This window comes from Aeromonas sp. QDB34 (assembly GCF_027705405.1).
Lineage (GTDB): Bacteria > Pseudomonadota > Gammaproteobacteria > Enterobacterales > Aeromonadaceae > Aeromonas > Aeromonas hydrophila.
This window is the reverse complement of record NZ_JAPDBT010000001.1, coordinates 620,206-636,082: the sequence shown is the minus strand read 5'-3', so window position 1 is coordinate 636,082 and position 15,877 is coordinate 620,206. Positions and strand designations below refer to the sequence as shown.

Below are 15,877 nucleotides of genomic sequence, written 5' to 3'. Positions count from 1 at the left end.
GCCGCCGGCTGGCGCAGTGGCAAACAAGGGGGGCCTAGTCGTCAACAAGGGCCAGTCAAGGCGCGCCAACCGCTTGATAAATCACTGTTGCCAGGATGGCTGGCGGCCGATAACAGATCACGGCAAGCATTATGCTTGCTCTGTTGGCAGAGAGGATCAATCGAGCGTCTCTGGCGGCCAGCAGCAATGTGAGCCGGCAGGCGCCACCCGCAGCCAGGCCAGTTCGGCTGCGGTCATCCGGTCAGCAAGGGGGTTCATATGTCGATGCTGCCAAGATGGATACAACCGGCCGTGCAGGCCGGCATCATCACCCGGGAACAAGCCCAGCGGCTGCTGGACTCCCTCTATCAACCCCTCTGTGAGACGGCGCAGGAGCTGCCCGCCGACCTTGCCGACATCAGCCTCAAGCTCTTCTGTTTTCGCCAGCAGCACAGGGTGCGCCACTAGTTCCCCCGGATCTGGCCCTGGATAAGGCATGACCCCCGCCTAGGCGGGGGCCATGTGCCCTAGATCATCATCACCTGCGCCACCAGCATCAGGGCGCCGAAGCCCAGCACGAAGCCCACCATGGGCAGCACGAACCTGACCCACTGGTTGAACTGGATGCCGAGCATCTGCAGGGTGACCAGCACCAGCCCGGTGGGGGCCAGGAACAGCATGGCGTATTGCCCCCAGTTGTAGGCCGACACCACTATGTAGCGCGGGATCATCACGGTATCCGCCAGCGGCGCCATGATGGGCATGGAGAGCACCGCCAGCCCCGAGGAGGAGGGCACCACCAGCCCCAGCAGGGTGAACACCAGCATCTGGGCCACCGCAAACACGGCGCCGTGCATGCCGGCCACCAGACTGGAGGCATAGGCCAGGATGGTGTCCGAGATCATCCCCTGATCCAGCACCAGGTTGACCCCCCGCGCCAGCCCGATGATGAGCGACACCGCCACCAGCTCGGACGCGCCCTGGGTGAAAGCCTCGACAGCCTCTTTCTCCTTGAGCCCGGAGATGAAGATGATGACGATGGCGACGGCAAGGAAGGAGGCCGCCATCTGCGGGAACCACCAGCCAGCCATGGAGACGCCCCACACCATCAGGGGGAAGGCGAGGATGAACAGGGTCAGGATGATCTTGCGGCGCAGGGTGAAGGGGACCCCTTTGTCGAGGGAGCCCTCTTTCAGAAAGCGGGCCCGAAAGCTCTCTCTGTCCTCATAGGTGTAGGAGAAGGCCGGGTTGGCCTTGATCTTCTTGCAGTACCAGTAGAGATAACCGATCACCACCAGGGTGCCTACCAGACAGCCGACGGCGCGAAAGCTCAGCCCCTCGGTAAAGGGGATGCCGGCGGCGTTGGAGGCGATCACCACCGAGAAGGGATTGATGGTGGAGAAGGTGGTACCCATGGAGGCGGCAAGGAAGATGGCCCCCACGCAGACGATGGCGTCATAGCCGAGCGCCAGAAAAATGGGCACCAGGATGGGATAGAAGGCGACGGCCTCTTCCTCCAGTCCGCAGGTGGTGCCCCCCAGCGCCATCACAAAGCAGACCAGCGCCACAAACAGGAACTCGTTGCCGCGGGTCTTGCGCGACAGCGCCACCAGCCCGGCGTTGAAGGCCCCCGTCTTGTTGATGACGCCGATAAGTCCCCCCAGCACCAGGATGAAGACGATGATGTCGGCCCCCTCTATGGTGCCCTTGACCATGCTCACCGCCACGTCGGAGAGCCCCTTCGGCGCCTGGGCCAGCCGCTCATAGGTGCCGGGGATGGCGATGGGCTTGCGGATGGTGCCGTTGACGAACTGCTCCACCCCGATATTGATGTCGAGTCTGGTCAGCTCATCCTGAGTGGCGGGCACTCGCCGGGTTTCCCCTTGGGGCGTATTGATGGTCAGCATATGGCTGGCGGCATTATAAGAGAGCTTGGCATAGGCGCCCGCCGGAATTATCCAGGTCAGCCCGATGGCCAACAACATGATCAAAAACAAAATGGTAAACGCGGTGGGAAATTGTCTGCGGGTCTGGGTATTCGGCTCGGCACACATAAAATGCTCCTCGATAAAGCAGGTTCGGGCTCGGCGGAATATCGGGTCGATAGGGTTCCTTCGTCATGCAGCGGGAGTGCGCAAACTCACTGGTTATGGCGCATCGTATGGCGAGAAATCTGGCCTGATATTGAACATCCGGTAGATTGTTTCACCAAGAAACCATAACCCGCCGAGGGGAAGCATGAACAGCACTGCGGGCCTGCTTTATGGAAGCCGTCACAAAATATATTTAATGAGTGATTTGCCATTAATTTATTGGCAATAAGCCGATGCGCTTGCTTATGCCATAAATATCCAGCTGGCGATGTTTGTAAATATATCGATATCGGTAATCCTGCAACCAGCTATGGCCAGCTCGCATGCAAGCATCAGCATATTCATTATTTGCCGGGTTTTATGCCGAGGATATTGGCCATCGACATTTGTCGCTGAAAAAACAGGCATCAGCATGCAGCTTGGTCAGACTAGCGGCGCCAGCACGGCGCCTCTAAGACGTTTTGCTAATACCTGCGACCATCACCTCGCGCTAGGCTGTGATCCCCGATACGAGCACCCTCTGGCAGGACGCCAGAGGGTGGTTGCCGGCGCTCCCGGGAGCGCACCGCTTTTGCTACCTGCGAGGAAGGAACCCGATGACAGAGCAGAACATCTATCAGCGCGATCTGGAAAAAAATCCCGCCAATTACCAGGCGCTGACCCCCATCAGCTTTCTGGGACGGGCCGCCCGGGTCTACCCCGACTATCCGGCGCTGATCCACGGCCCCCTGCGCCAGAGCTGGGCCCAGACCGAGCGACGTTGTCGCCAGCTGGCCTCGGCCCTTCGCCGCCGCGGCATCGGCGAGGGGGATACCGTCTCCATCGTTGCTCCCAATACCCCGGCCATGTTCGAGGCCCACTTCGGGGTGCCCATGAGCGGCGCCGTGCTCAACACCATCAACACCCGGCTCGATGCCGAGTCGATGGCCTTTATCTTCCAGCATGCCCAGAGCAAGGTGGTGCTGGTAGACCGGGAATTCGGCGCCGTGGTGCGCAAGGCGCTGACATTGATTGAACACTCGCCGCTGTTCATCGCCATCGACGATCCCCTCTACCGAGAGGGGGAGCTGGTCAGTGACCTCGACTATGAGGCGTTTCTTGCAGAGGGGAATGGGGATGAGCCCGGCTGGCTGCCGCAAGATGAGTGGCAGGCGATTTCCCTGAACTACACCTCCGGCACCACCGGCAACCCCAAGGGGGTGGTCTATCACCATCGCGGCGCCCACCTCAATGCGGTCAACAACGTGCTCTCCTGGGAGCTGCCCAAGCACAGCGTTTATCTCTGGACCCTGCCAATGTTTCACTGCAACGGCTGGTGCTTCCCCTGGACCCTGGCAGCGACGGCCGGGGTCAGCGTCTGCCTGCGCCATGTGCAGGCGGTGGCCATCTATGAGGCGCTGCACGAGCACAAGGTGACCCATTTTTGCGCTGCCCCCATCGTGCTCAACATGCTCAACAACGCCGATCCGGCCCTCAAACGCGGGCTCGATCACCCCATCAAGGCGATGACGGCAGGGGCGGCGCCACCCGCCACCGTGATCGCCGGCATGGAGGCGATGGGGATCGCCGTGACCCACGTCTACGGCCTCACCGAAACCTATGGCCCCTGCGTGCTGTGCGAACCGCAAAGAAGCTGGCAAGGGCAGGATGCCACCACGCTGTCGCGTCTGAAAGCACGCCAGGGGGTGGCCTCACCGCTGCAGGGAGAGATGCGGGTCATCAACCCGGTCAGCGGCGAGTCGGTCCCCCGGGATGGCAAGACCATGGGCGAAATCGTGCTGCGCGGCAATGTGGTGATGAAGGGCTATCTCAAGAACCCTTCCGCCAGCGCCGAGGCGATGGCGGAGGGGTGGTTTCGCAGCGGCGATCTGGCGGTATGGCACCCGGACGGTTATGTGGAGATCAAGGACAGATCCAAGGACATCATCATCTCCGGCGGGGAGAACATCTCCAGTCTGGAGGTGGAGGACGTGCTCTATCGCCATCCCGATGTGGACGAGGTGGCGGTGATAGCCATGCCGGATGAGAAGTGGGGGGAGGTGCCCTGCGCCTTCGTCAAGCTCAAGGAGGGGCGCGAACTCACCCAGGCCGAGTTGATTGCGTTTTGCCGCGAGCAGATGGCCCACTTCAAGGCCCCCAAGCGCGTCATCTTCACCCCGCTGCCGAAAACCTCCACCGGCAAGGTGCAGAAATTTATGCTGCGCCAGCAGCTGGGCAGTTGAGGTTGCGACAGCCGTAAAACAAAACGGGCCTGATGGCCCGTTTTGTCGATATGAGTTCAACGATTATTTGTTGTGGCGCTCATACAGCCGCTGCACCACATCCTTCAATGCCAGCCCTTCGTTTTGCAGCAGCACCGTCAGGTGGTAGAGCAGGTCAGCGGATTCGTTGATGAGCTCCTCCCGATCCTTGGCCATGGCGGCCAGTGCCACTTCGACACCTTCTTCACCCACCTTCTGGGCAATGCGCTTGGTGCCCTTGGCATAGAGGCTGGCGGTGTAGCTGGTGGCCGGATCCGCGCCTTTGCGTGCTGCCAGGATCTGCTCGAGCTCGGCCAGGAAGCCAAGCGGCGGCACGGGGTGGCCGTCGAAGCAGGAGGGGTTGCCCAGATGGCAGGTGGGGCCGACGGGGTTGGCGGCGATCAGCAGGGAGTCCTGATCACAGTCGGTGGTGATGGCGACCAGCTGGAGCACATGGCCCGAGCTCTCCCCCTTGGTCCAGAGGCGCTGCTTGCTGCGACTGAATAAGGTGACCTGGCCGCTGGCCTGGGTCTTTGCCAGTGCTTCCCGGGTCATAAAACCCTGCATCAGCACTTCGCCGCTGGCGGCATGCTGGACGATGGCGGGGATCATGCCGTCACATTTCGCCCAGTCCAGGCGTTCGGCGAGCGACTGCTCGTTGTTTACTGCTTGATTATTCACGGATGGCGACTCCTTCGGTTTTCAGCCAGCGTTTCAGTTCGGGAATGGGGATAAGGCCTTTGTGGAACACGGAGGCGGCGAGCGCTCCGTCCACGTCGGCAAGGGTGAAGGCATCGCGAAAGTGCTCCATGGCACCGGCGCCGCCGGAGGCGATGAGCGGCACCTTGCAGACGGCCCGCACCAGCTTGAGTTGCTCGAGATCATAGCCCTGGCGCATGCCGTCCTGGTTCATCACGTTCAGCACGATTTCACCGGCGCCACGTTTTTGCGCCTCCTGCACCCAATCCCGGGTATGCCAGGCGGTGGTGCGGGTGCGGCTCTCGTCGCCGGTAAACTGTTTGACCTGATAGTGACCGCTCTGCGCATCAAAATAGGAGTCGATGCCCACCACCACGCACTGCACGCCGAAGCGCTCGGCCAGTCGGGTGATGAGGGTGGGATCGGCCAGCGCCGGTGAGTTGATGGAGACCTTGTCGGCCCCGAATTCCAGGATCTGACGGGCATCCTCCACGCTTTTGATGCCGCCGGCGACGCAGAAGGGGATGTCGATGACCTCGGCCACCCGGCTTACCCAGCTCTTGTCCACCACCCGCTCATCGCTCGAGGCGGTGATGTCGTAGAACACCAGCTCGTCGGCCCCTTCGCTGGCGTAGCGGCGGGCGAGCTCGACGATGCCGCCCATCACCTCGTGATTACGAAACTGCACTCCCTTGACCACCACGCCATCTTTGACGTCGAGGCAGGGGATAATACGCTTTGACAACATGCTCGTTGCTCCATGTAAAGCACTGTTAAAACTAACGTTGTTGCCAACGGGCCCGAGGGCCCGGCGGCGAGTGAAAAAGGTGGCCTGCATGCTTTAACAGCGGATTCCTGAGCGGGAAAAAGAGACCCGAAACGGGCGGCGTCTTCACTCGGGGGAGTACCACTATATGCACGACTTTATTCAGTGATTCAACCCTTTATCCAGCTTGCTCGCGCCCTGATGCCGTCTGGTGCCAGCCGGCGCCTGGCCGCTCAAGCCTGGCTGAGAGCCATCTGCTGCCAGCAGCTCACGAAGGGTGAGCAGGGCACCATCAAAATCAAACACTTTCAGCTGGCGAGCCAGGATCTCGCCTGGCGTCCCCAAGGCGAGCAGCAGGGGGGCCGCGTACTGCTCAAACAGCGGGATCACGGCGGTGTCGCTCTGCACCAGCAACTCCTCAATCTGGCGCAGCAGCTGTTGCTGCCAGTGGCTGCCAAGCGGCGCGGCGTTCGCGGCGGGGCTGGGTTCTTCTTCCCCCAGCAGACCCGGCAGTTCGCTGAGGAGGCGATCGATCGGTGCCATCCGCTCGGCCAGGGTCTGGCTGTTGTTGGCCAGATCCTGCTCCAGTTGTTGGCTCTGGGCGGCAAGTTCAACCAGCCCAAGGGTGCTGGCCACCCCGCGCAGGGTGTGGATCAACCGGCTGGCGGCTGGCCTGTCGCCGGCATGCAGATGGCTCTCCAGCTGCTGCATGTCCTGACTGTGCTCGCTGGCGAAGTGGCGCAGCAGGGCCACGTATTTGCTCTGGTTGCCCTGCAGCGCCGCCAGCCCCTGTTGCAGATCCAGCCCGGGCAGATTTTGCAGGCGGGTGAGGGGGCCAGTTAGCAGGTCGGTCGTTCGCCGCTGGTATTTGGGGGCAGCGGCTGTGCTGTGGGGCAGCCACTGCTGCAGCGCCTCGAACAGCTTGGCGGGGGTCACCGGTTTGGCGATGAAGTCGTTCATGCCGGCGGATTCGCAGGCCTTTCTGTCCTCTTCGAAGGCACTGGCGGTCAGCGCCAGAATGGGGACCTGCTCCCAGCCCGGCAGGGCACGGATGGCACGAGTGGCGCTGTAGCCATCCATCAGCGGCATCTGTATGTCCATCAGGATGAGATCGAACGCATGCTGGCTGACGCGCTCCAGCGCCTCCTGGCCATTGACCGCCGTCTCGATGACGAGGCCGCTGTTGTTGAGCAGCTCCAGCACCACCTCGCGGTTGATGGCGTTGTCCTCCACCAGCAGTACCCTGGCGTGGTTGGCAAAGAAGAGGGCCTGCTGCACCGTCTGCTCGAGCGCTGCCGGTTGCTGCGGTTCACCCTGACCCACCGCGAGGCGTGCGGTAAACCAGAAACAGCTGCCTTTGCCAAGGGTGCTGGTGACCCCGACCTCCCCGCCCATCAGGGTGGCAAGCCGGCTGGTGATGGCCAGCCCAAGGCCGGTGCCGCCGTATTTGCGGGTGGTGGAGACATCCGCCTGCTCGAAAGCCTGGAACAGCTTCTCGCTCTGCTCCGGGCTGATGCCGATGCCGGTATCCTCCACCTCGAAGCGCAGCAGATAGCCGCCGGCAAGCGGGTGATCCACCCTGACTCGCAGGGTGACCGAGCCCTGTTCGGTGAATTTGATGGCGTTGGCCGCGTAGTTGAGCAGCGCCTGACGCAGGCGGGTGATGTCGCCGTGCACCCAGGCCGGGGTATCGCCGATGTCGACTATGATGGTGAGCCCCTTGGCGCGCGCCTGCTCGCTCATCAGGGCGCTGACGTTGTCCAGCATGGCGGTAAGGGAGAAGTCGCTCTGCTCCAGCGCCATCTTGCCTGCGTCGATCTTGGAGAGATCCAGGATGTCGTTGATGATGGTGAGCAGGTGCTGGGCGGCGTTGTCTATCTTCTCCAGTCGATCCTGTTGGGTGTGATCCGACGTGTCGCGCTTGAGCAGGTAGGTGAGCCCCAAAATGGCGTTCATCGGGGTGCGGATCTCGTGGCTCATGTTGGCCAGGAAGGCACTCTTGGCGCGGTTGGCACTCTCCGCCCGTTGATGGGCCTGAGCCAGCTGCAGGGTGCGCTCGTTGACCATCTCCTCCAGGTGGTAGCGGTACTGATCGAGCTCCTCGCCGAGCTGCTTCTTCTCGGTGATGTCAGCCTGCACTGTCACGTAGTGGGTGACGGCCCCGTTCTCCTGGCGAATGGGGGAGACGGTGGCGAGCACCTGATAGTGAGAGCCGTCCTTGCGCCGGTTGATGAACTCGCCGTGCCAGCGCTGGCCGCGCTTGATGGCATCCCACAGGGCGATGTAGGTGGCCTTGGGGGTGAGGCCTGAGCGCAGCAGGGAAGGGGTCTGCCCTATCACCTCGCTCTGCTGGTAGCCGCTGGCGGCCAGGAAGGCGACGTTGACATATTCGATGCGGGCCTGGGTATCTGTGATGAAGACGCCATCCGGGCTCTGCTCCAGCGCGAGCGAAAGCTGGCGCAACTGCTGCTCGGCCTGCTTGCGCTCGGTGATGTCGAGGTGGATGCCGAGCAGGCGCAGCGGGCGCTGCTGGGCATCCCGATAGATGCTGCCCTTGCTGCTGAGCCAGCGCACGTCGCCGTTTGGCAAGAGGATGCGAAATTCAATTTCGATGGGTTTGCCGCTTGCCGGCAGCTCGGCCAGCAACTTGTCGAGGCGGGGCTTGTCGTCCGGGTGCAGGCAGCTGTGCCACTGCTTGAACTCGCTGAGCTGTTCGGCGCTGCGACCATAGAGGCGGGCGCATTCGGGGGAGAAGAAGAGCCGGCCGCCCTGCATGTTCCACTCCCAGATCCCGACGTGGGCTCCCTCCTGGGCCATCAGCAACCGCTGCTCGCTCTCGCGCAGGGCACTGCTGGTGGTTTCGGCGCGGATGCGGGCGCTGATGGCGTCGTCCATCAGGTTGAGCGCCGCCAGCCTGGCGCGGCGCTGGGTATCGAGGGCCACTTGCTGGTTGTGCAGCAGTTGCTGCTCGGCCAGCTTGCGTTCGGTAATGTCCTGCACCGTGCCATACAGCTCGACGATGGTGCCGTCGTTGGCGCGCAGGGCGGCGCCGCGGGCGATGATCCAGATGGGTTCACCCTGCTCGTGGATCACTTCGGCATCGCACTCGTAGGGCAGGCCATCCTGCAGACAACGCTCGACCGACTGTGCGATGGCGCGCCAGCCATCCTGGGTGAAGTACTTCCTCACCTCGGGGTAGATGGCGGGGGGCAGGGAAGGATCGCGGCCATAGATGCGGTAGATCTCCGGCGACCAGAAGTGGCTGTCATCGGCGATGTTCCAGCGCCAGTTGCCAATCTTGGCCAGGTGCTGGGATTCGCGCAGGATCCCCTCGTTGCGGCGCAGCGCCTCTTCGGTCTCCTTGCGCTGCTGGTGATCCTCGATGACCGAGATGAAATAATCCGGTTTTCCCTTGAGATCCTTGACCAGCGCCACCGTCAGGGTGATCCAGAGTACCTCGCCGCCCTTGCGCAGATAACGCTTCTCCAGGGTGTAGTGCTGACGTTCGTCTGCCAGCATCTGGGCCACGTAGGTCTGATCGATGAAGAGATCATCCGGGTGGGTGATCTGCTGGAAGGTCATGCCCATCAGCTCGTCGGCCTGGTAGCCCAGCATGTCGCACAACCGCCGATTGACCCGCAGCCACTTGCCATCCGGGGAGACCAGGGCGATGCCGACTGCGGCCTGCTCGAAGGTAGCCTGGAAGCGGGTCTCGCTTTGTTGCAGGCGGGACTGGATGCTGCTGAGCTCCTGCCAGCGCTGGGTTTCCCGGGCGCGGGAGCGGTGCACGGCTGCGCTGAGCAGGCTGATGAGAACGCCGTTGGCGATCAGAATGCCCCACTGCACCAGATCCTGCCCGGCGCCGATGCGCAGCTCATGAAGCGGGGCGAGCAGAAAGTAGGTAGTGAGCAGACCGCTCACCAGGGTACAGAGCAGGCCGGGCAGCAGGCCGCCGAGCAGCGCGCAGACGGTGATGGGCAGCATGAACAGCACCAGCAGCGGCCGCTCGCCAAAGGCGATGGGCAGCTGGACCCGGATCTGCAGCATCAGTACGGGCAGCAGCACGGCCAGCAGGCAGACTCCCCAGCGCTGTCTGGGTTGGCGAGGGTGCCACAGTGAAGACCAGCGCGTCATAGGGACTCCTCCGGCGGGGTGGGGGCCTGCGGATAGGGGGGCTGTTGCCCGAGCTGAAGTGACAGCTCGTTGATCTTGTGCTTGAGGGCCAGCATGGCCAGCTCCCGGTCCACCATCACCTTGTTGAACCGCTCCAGTTCATTGTTTTGCTGGCGAAGCTCGCTGGCTTGACGGGTCAGGGCCTGCTCGACCTGTTCGCGCTCGGTGACATCCAGCAGCAGGCCAAGCACGGCAGGCTGGCCGCGATAGTCGACGCGGCGCCCATAGAGCTCCATCTCGATGTTCTGGTGGTCGTGGTGCAGGGCGGTGAAGCGGGTGTGGATCTCGCTGTCTTCCTGTTCGCAGCGCTGCAGCTGCTCAGCCACCCTGGCGCTGTCTTTCGGACTGGCGAGGGCATGCAGGGTGCCAATTTTGAGCAGGGTTGCGGTCGAGGCGTAGCCGAACAGGCGGGCAAATCCTGGGTTGATGTAACAGAGCTGGCCCTGCTGGATGATGTAGATGCCGGCCAGTGACTGTTCCACCAGGGCGCGAAACAGCCCCTCCCGCTCGCGCAGGCCCGCTTCGGCCCGCTTGAAATCCGTGATGTCGCGAGAGATGCCGAAGATGCCTATCACCTGGCCGTCGCTGTCCTGCAGCGGCCCCTTGGTGGCGAGAAACACCCGCTCGCCGCCTGGCAGGGTCAGGTACTCCTCCTGGGTCTGTACCCGGTTGTTGGCGATCACCTGTTCACCCAGCGCCATCAGCATGCGGGCCTGATCGGGGGGAAAGATGGCCATGTCGTCCTGACCCAGCATCTCGCTGGCCGATTTGCCGACGAACTGGCTGGCGGCGCGGTTGAACAGGATGTATTTGCCCTCTCTGTCCTTGGCGAAGATGGCATCTTCCGAGCTGTCGGCGATGGCGGAGAGCAACTGCAGCGCCTGCAGGCGGCCGGCCTGGGACTGGCGAACCTGCTCGGCCATCTGCAACCGGGTGTGCTGGCGCAGCAGCACGATGCCGGTGTTGGCGATAAGCAGCACCAGCAGGCCAATGAGCCCGATCCAGATGCTCTCTTTGAGCTCCGCCCGGGTGAGTTCGGCTTTGTCTATCTTGGCCAGCAGATACCAGTCGGTGCCCATGACCGGCTGTACGGCGCCAAATACCGGCGTGTTGCGGTAATCCTTGCCAAAGAAGAGCGCCTTGCCCTCTTCATTGCGACTCTGCTGCAGGAACTGGACTGCCAGCAACTCCTTGCTGCTGACAGGCAAATGCAGGGTGAGAGCCGAACCGGGGCGATAGCGCACATCGTTGAGAAACTGGATCTGATCGCCGCTGCGGCGAAACAGCAGGGCCTCCCCGCTGCTGTCCGGCACCGGCCAGGATTTGAGAATGTTGTTGAGCCAGTCACTGCGGCTTATCTGCAGCACGATGAAAGGCGACTTGTCGCCCGCCATGGGGAGCGGGGCGATAAAGTCGAGGCGGGATTGACCCTGTTCGTCCAGATAGGGGCCGACCCGGGTGATGCTGCCGCTTTTTGCGTCCTTCAACGCCGCGCGCAACTGGGCGCTCAGGCCGCTGGCATCCGGGGTGTGCCACAGCAGGTTGCCCTCTGGCGAGAGCACGCTGGCAGCACTGAAGCGGCGAATGGAGATAAATTCGTCCAATTTGGTCATCAGGTTGGCATGACCGGCCCGGGTGGCCTGGGCTTCGCGATAGAGCGCGGCATATAGCGGGTTTTCAAACAGGATGTGGGCGTCAAATTCCCGGGCGCTGAGCCATTCGGTGATGCGCTTGCTCTTGAGATCGGCAATGGTCTCGAGCCGGGCGGCCTCTTTGTCCTGGGTCAGGTTGATGTTCTGGGCGATGGCCATGGCGGTCAGGGCCAGGATCAGGCTGTTGAGCAGCACGAACGGCAGCAGCTGGCGCCGGGAAGGGGTGGTGGTCACCGTCGGCTGGTCGATGCGCCGGCGCAGCATGGTATAGAGCATGGTGGCGGTGATGAGGATGAACAGCCACCCCTTGATGGTGCTGGCCAGCGCGAACTGGGCCGGGGTGCTGAACAGCCACTCCACCGCCTTGTCGGAGAGCAGGATCCACAGGCTCGCCACCGCGGCATAGGTGAGCACGACATTGAGCACATGGGCCCGGGTCAACGAGGGCTGCTCAGCCATGTCTGGCCTCATTGTCATCCTGGTAGCGCTCGGCGATGGCGACGAACTGCTCGAAATGGTTGTCAAACGCCGTCACCACATCCGGGTCGAAATGCTGGCCGCTGCCGGAGAGGATCAGGGCGCGGGCCTCCTCATAGGGCATGGCTGCCTTGTAGACCCGCACATTGATGAGCGCATCGAATACGTCTGCCAGTGCCATCAGGCGGGCCGAGAGCGGAATGGCGTCCCCTTGCAGGCCATCGGGATAGCCGCTGCCATCCCATCTTTCGTGGTGCCAGTGGGCTATCTCCTTGGCCAGGGTGAGAAACGCCAGCGGCTGTTCGATGTCCCGTTCGGCCTCTTCGATGGCGTCGCTGCCGAGCTTGGCGTGGGTGCGCATGATCTGCCACTCCGCCGGGGTCAGCTTGTCCGGCTTGAGCAGGATCTGATCCGGAATGCCCACCTTGCCGATGTCGTGCAGCGGCGCCGAGCGGCTGAGCAGATCGATGTAGCGGGGGGTCAGGGTGTCGCTAAAACGGGGGTGACTGGCCAGCGCACAGGCCAGTTGCCTGACATAGCCCTGGGTGCGCAAGATGTGATTGCCGGTCTCGGGGTCGCGGATCTCCGCCAGATGGGCGAGCGCCCGGATGGAGACTTGCTGGATGAGGTCGTTCTCGGTCATCCGGCGTGCCACCTCGGCCTCCAGCGCCGCGTTCTGATGCTGCAGGCCGTCGCGGGCCTGTTTGGCCTCCAGCTGGGTGCGTACCCGCGCCTGGACGATGGCCGGTTTGATGGGCTTGGTAATGTAGTCGGCGGCTCCCAGCGACAAGCCGTACTCCTCGCTCTGGGGGTCGGCGAGGGCGGTGAGCAGCACCACCGGAATGCGACTGGTGGCAGGGGTAATACGCAGCTGTTTGAGCACCTCATAGCCGTCCATGCCAGGCATCATCACATCCAGCAGGATGAGATCCGGGATTGTCTTGCCAGTGGCGATCCGCAGACACTTCTCCCCGCTCTGGGCGGCGAGCACCCGATAGGTGGGAGAGAGCAGGTCGGTCAGCACCATCAGATTTTCGGGTGAGTCATCGACAATCAGGATGGTGGCGGAGTGAGATGTAAACATAGGTCCTCCGTGACGTTGTCTCAGTGAATTCGAGTATAGAGTCAATTGTTACCAAGTAATAAGGACTTACCTCGATTTACCCCTTGATGAAGAGGCTTCCGGCCGGACGGCCCGGCAGGGAGCCTCTCTCTCAATCGACGTCCTGATGGCGACGCTGCGGCTTGCTTACAGGCTGCCATTTCCCCAGCAGGCGATGGCATCCCCTACCGAGAACTTGCCCTCCAGCAGGGCGCGGCCGAGGATGATCCCCTTGACCCCTGAACCCTTGAGCGCCTCGATGTCTTCGATGCCGCCAATGCCGCCGGAGGCCTGAAAACCGACGCTCGGATAACGGACGCAGAGATCCCGGTAGAGCTCGACGTTGGTGCCTGAGAGGGTGCCGTCACGGCTGATGTCGGTGCAGAGCACGTGCTTGAGCCCGGCGGGCAGAAAGCGCTCGATCAGCGCTTCTATGGTCACCCCGCTGTTCTCCTGCCAGCCGGCCACCGCGATATGGCGATTGCCCTGGGCATCAATGTTGACGTCCAGCGCCAGCACGATGCGCTCGGGGCCATATTTTTCCATCCAGCTGGCCACCAGATCCGGCGATTTGACGGCGGTGGAGCCGATCACCACCCGGCTGGCGCCGGCGGCCAAGAGGTCTGCCACATCCTGCTCGCTGCGCACGCCGCCCCCCACCTGCACCGGCGCTTCGGTGGCCGACAGCAGCTGGGCGATGAGGGGGAGCTGGCGCGCCTTGGCATCCTTGGCACCATCAAGGTCCACCAGGTGCAGTTGCACCGCCCCCTGGGAAACATATTCGTCGAAACGGGCCTGCGGGCTGTCGCTGTAGGCGGTCTTCTGGCCGTAGTCGCCCTGATAGAGCCTCACGACTTGGCCGTTAATCAGATCAATGGCTGGAATAATCATCCTTGTTACAGCTCCAAAAAGTTTTGCAGTAGGCGGGCACCGGCCGCGCCGGAGCGCTCCGGGTGAAATTGGGCGCCAAAGAAATTGCTGTGCTCTGCAACCCCGCCCACGATCGCGGTGAAAGGCTTGCCATAGTCACAGGTCGCCAGCGTTGCCTCGGTCACCTCCAGCGCATAGGAGTGCACGAAGTAGAAGTAGCTGCCGCTCGGGATCCCCTTGAGCAGAGGATGGCTCTCGTCGTGCTCAATCTGGTTCCAGCCCATGTGGGGCAGGCGCAAGTTGCCCACCTCCATCAGCTTGATCCTGCCCGGTACTATGCCAAGACAATCGATCAAGGCATGGGTTTTGCCATCGGCCGCCATGCTCTCTTCGGACGCCTCCGCCAGCATCTGCATGCCGAGGCAAAAACCCAGCAGCGGCTGCTTGGCGGCGCGAATGAGCGGCACCAGCCCCCGTTCGTTGAGATTCTTCATGGCGGCCACCGCGGTGCCGACGCCGGGCAGGATCAGCTTGTCCGCCTGCTCGATGTCGGCAGCCTCACGGGAGACCTGCGGCTGCACGCCGAGACGCTCGAATGCCATGCGCACCGAGGCCAGATTGGCACAGCCGGTGTCAATAATGACCAGCTTCTGCTTGCTCACATCCATCACAGCACTCCCTTGCTGGAGGGAAGCTCGCTCCCGTCCACCCGAATGGCCTGGCGCAGGGCGCGGCCAAAGCCCTTGAACAGCGCCTCCACCTGGTGGTGGGTGTTGCCGCTGCCCACCTTCATCTGCAGGGTGATGGCCATGGCGTCCGAGAGGGAGCGGAAGAAGTGGGGCACCATCTCGGTGGCCATCTCGCCCACGCTGTCGCGGCCAAAACCGCTCGGGCAGTCGAACACGAAGTAGGGGCGGCCGCTCAAGTCGAGCGCGGTGGCCACGTCCAGCTCGGTCAGCGAGGGGACCTGGGTGCTGTCATTGGCGCCGTCAACCAGGCGGGGGCGACCGTCGATCACCGCCTGCACCTCGTCCATCGCCAGCACGAAGCCGAAGCGTCCGATGCCGCGCTTGCTGCCAAGGGCCTGGCGCAGCGCCTGACCCAGGGCCAGTCCGACGTCTTCTACCGTGTGGTGATCGTCGATGTGCAGATCGCCGCTCACTTTGAGCTTGAGCCGAAAACCTGCGTGAGTCGCTATCTGATCCAGCATGTGATCAAAGAAGCCGATGCCGGTGGCGATCTGGTTGCCGCCGCTCTTGTCCAAGTCCACCGCAACCTGAATGCGGGTCTCCTTGGTGTAACGCTCCACCTCGGCCACGCGCCCCTTGGACAGCAGCTGATCACGGATGGCGAGCCAGTCGTGATCCTGCGGGTGGTAGCGAATACCGCGAATGCCCATGTTGTCGGCCAGCTGCAGATCGGTCTGTCTGTCACCAATCACGAAGGAGTTGGCAAAGTCGATGCGACCGGAGGCGAGATACTCCTTCACCAGCCCGAGGTGGGGTTTGCGGCAACTGCAGCCATCGGTGGGGAAGTGCGGGCAGATCAGCACCTGCTCCCAGTTCACCCCTTGTGATTCGAACAGGTGCATCATCAGGTCGTGGGGGGGCTGGAAGTTCTCCAGCGGCAGGCTGGCGGTGCCCAGCCCGTCCTGGTTGGTCACCATCACCAGCACGTAGCCGGCGGCCTGTAATTCGCGCAGCACCGGGATCACCATGGGCTCGAAGCGAAGCTTGGCGAGGGTGTCCACCTGCTTGTCGGTCACCGGCTCTTCAATCAGGGTGCCGTCGCGGTCGATAAACAAAAACGGGGTCTTCATCGCTACA

Annotated in this window: 11 protein-coding genes; 2 read left to right on the top strand and 9 right to left on the bottom strand. The window is 62.7% G+C overall.

Annotated elements, in window-relative coordinates; all coding sequences use genetic code 11:
• Positions 1-258 precede the first annotated feature (258 nt).
• On the top strand, positions 259-447 hold the full coding sequence (locus OKC29_RS02835; protein WP_017764436.1) for a hypothetical protein: 189 nt from the start codon (positions 259-261) through the stop codon (positions 445-447).
• Positions 448-506: 59 nt separating this feature from the next.
• On the opposite strand, the gene OKC29_RS02830 is transcribed toward OKC29_RS02835, so the two are convergent.
• Positions 507-2,033 carry a YfcC family protein gene (locus tag OKC29_RS02830; RefSeq protein ID WP_073350384.1) on the bottom strand — a complete coding sequence of 509 codons (1,527 nt, stop codon included), beginning with the start codon at positions 2,031-2,033 and terminating at the stop codon, positions 507-509.
• A 635-nt stretch (positions 2,034-2,668) separates the two neighbouring features.
• Here OKC29_RS02830 and OKC29_RS02825 point away from each other — a divergent pair.
• Entirely contained in the window at positions 2,669-4,294 is a 1,626-nt protein-coding gene (locus OKC29_RS02825; protein WP_073350382.1) for an acyl-CoA synthetase, read from the top strand.
• 63 nt (positions 4,295-4,357) lie between these two features.
• Here the strand turns inward: OKC29_RS02825 and hisIE are convergent, their stop codons facing one another.
• The 8 genes from hisIE to hisB all read right to left on the bottom strand — a co-directional run bounded on the left by hisIE (position 4,358) and on the right by hisB (position 15,870).
• Positions 4,358-4,993, bottom strand: coding sequence for a bifunctional phosphoribosyl-AMP cyclohydrolase/phosphoribosyl-ATP diphosphatase HisIE (hisIE, locus tag OKC29_RS02820; RefSeq protein WP_073350380.1), 636 nt, complete (start codon positions 4,991-4,993; stop codon positions 4,358-4,360).
• Positions 4,986-5,759 (bottom strand): imidazole glycerol phosphate synthase subunit HisF, encoded by a 774-nt coding sequence (hisF, locus tag OKC29_RS02815; RefSeq protein ID WP_073350378.1) that lies wholly within the window; start codon positions 5,757-5,759, stop codon positions 4,986-4,988. The genes hisIE and hisF overlap by 8 nt, the downstream gene beginning before the upstream one ends.
• Positions 5,760-5,939: 180 nt before the next feature.
• A complete protein-coding gene (locus OKC29_RS02810) occupies positions 5,940-9,911 on the bottom strand; it encodes a PAS domain S-box protein (RefSeq protein WP_073350376.1) in 3,972 nt (1,323 codons plus the stop codon).
• Entirely contained in the window at positions 9,908-12,061 is a 2,154-nt protein-coding gene (locus tag OKC29_RS02805) for a PAS domain-containing protein (RefSeq protein WP_073350374.1), read from the bottom strand. The genes OKC29_RS02810 and OKC29_RS02805 overlap by 4 nt, the downstream gene beginning before the upstream one ends.
• The gene (locus OKC29_RS02800) at positions 12,054-13,163 is read right to left on the bottom strand and encodes a response regulator (protein ID WP_073350372.1); all 1,110 of its coding nucleotides are present in this window, start codon (positions 13,161-13,163) and stop codon (positions 12,054-12,056) included. The genes OKC29_RS02805 and OKC29_RS02800 overlap by 8 nt, the downstream gene beginning before the upstream one ends.
• Before the next feature lie 165 nt (positions 13,164-13,328).
• On the bottom strand, positions 13,329-14,072 hold the full coding sequence (gene hisA, locus OKC29_RS02795; RefSeq protein ID WP_073350370.1) for a 1-(5-phosphoribosyl)-5-[(5-phosphoribosylamino)methylideneamino]imidazole-4-carboxamide isomerase: 744 nt from the start codon (positions 14,070-14,072) through the stop codon (positions 13,329-13,331).
• A gap of 5 nt (positions 14,073-14,077) precedes the next feature.
• Complete coding sequence (hisH, locus tag OKC29_RS02790) at positions 14,078-14,719, bottom strand: imidazole glycerol phosphate synthase subunit HisH (RefSeq protein WP_073350368.1); 642 nt, start codon at positions 14,717-14,719, stop codon at positions 14,078-14,080.
• Positions 14,719-15,870 carry a bifunctional histidinol-phosphatase/imidazoleglycerol-phosphate dehydratase HisB gene (gene hisB / locus OKC29_RS02785; protein ID WP_073350366.1) on the bottom strand — a complete coding sequence of 384 codons (1,152 nt, stop codon included), beginning with the start codon at positions 15,868-15,870 and terminating at the stop codon, positions 14,719-14,721. The genes hisH and hisB overlap by 1 nt, the downstream gene beginning before the upstream one ends.
• Between the last annotated feature and the right edge of the window lie 7 nt (positions 15,871-15,877).

What these genes read in the sequence shown, in the direction of transcription:
- hisF (WP_073350378.1), bottom strand. Translation starts at nt 5,759, where the DNA reads ATGTTGTCAAAGCGTATTATCCCCTGCCTCGACGTCAAAGATGGCGTG.
- hisB (WP_073350366.1), bottom strand. Translation starts at nt 15,870, where the DNA reads ATGAAGACCCCGTTTTTGTTTATCGACCGCGACGGCACCCTGATTGAA.
- hisA (WP_073350370.1), bottom strand. Translation starts at nt 14,072, where the DNA reads ATGATTATTCCAGCCATTGATCTGATTAACGGCCAAGTCGTGAGGCTC.
- OKC29_RS02835 (WP_017764436.1), top strand. Translation starts at nt 259, where the DNA reads ATGTCGATGCTGCCAAGATGGATACAACCGGCCGTGCAGGCCGGCATC.
- OKC29_RS02810 (WP_073350376.1), bottom strand. Translation starts at nt 9,911, where the DNA reads ATGACGCGCTGGTCTTCACTGTGGCACCCTCGCCAACCCAGACAGCGC.
- OKC29_RS02800 (WP_073350372.1), bottom strand. Translation starts at nt 13,163, where the DNA reads ATGTTTACATCTCACTCCGCCACCATCCTGATTGTCGATGACTCACCC.
- OKC29_RS02805 (WP_073350374.1), bottom strand. Translation starts at nt 12,061, where the DNA reads ATGGCTGAGCAGCCCTCGTTGACCCGGGCCCATGTGCTCAATGTCGTG.
- OKC29_RS02825 (WP_073350382.1), top strand. Translation starts at nt 2,669, where the DNA reads ATGACAGAGCAGAACATCTATCAGCGCGATCTGGAAAAAAATCCCGCC.
- hisH (WP_073350368.1), bottom strand. Translation starts at nt 14,719, where the DNA reads ATGGATGTGAGCAAGCAGAAGCTGGTCATTATTGACACCGGCTGTGCC.
- OKC29_RS02830 (WP_073350384.1), bottom strand. Translation starts at nt 2,033, where the DNA reads ATGTGTGCCGAGCCGAATACCCAGACCCGCAGACAATTTCCCACCGCG.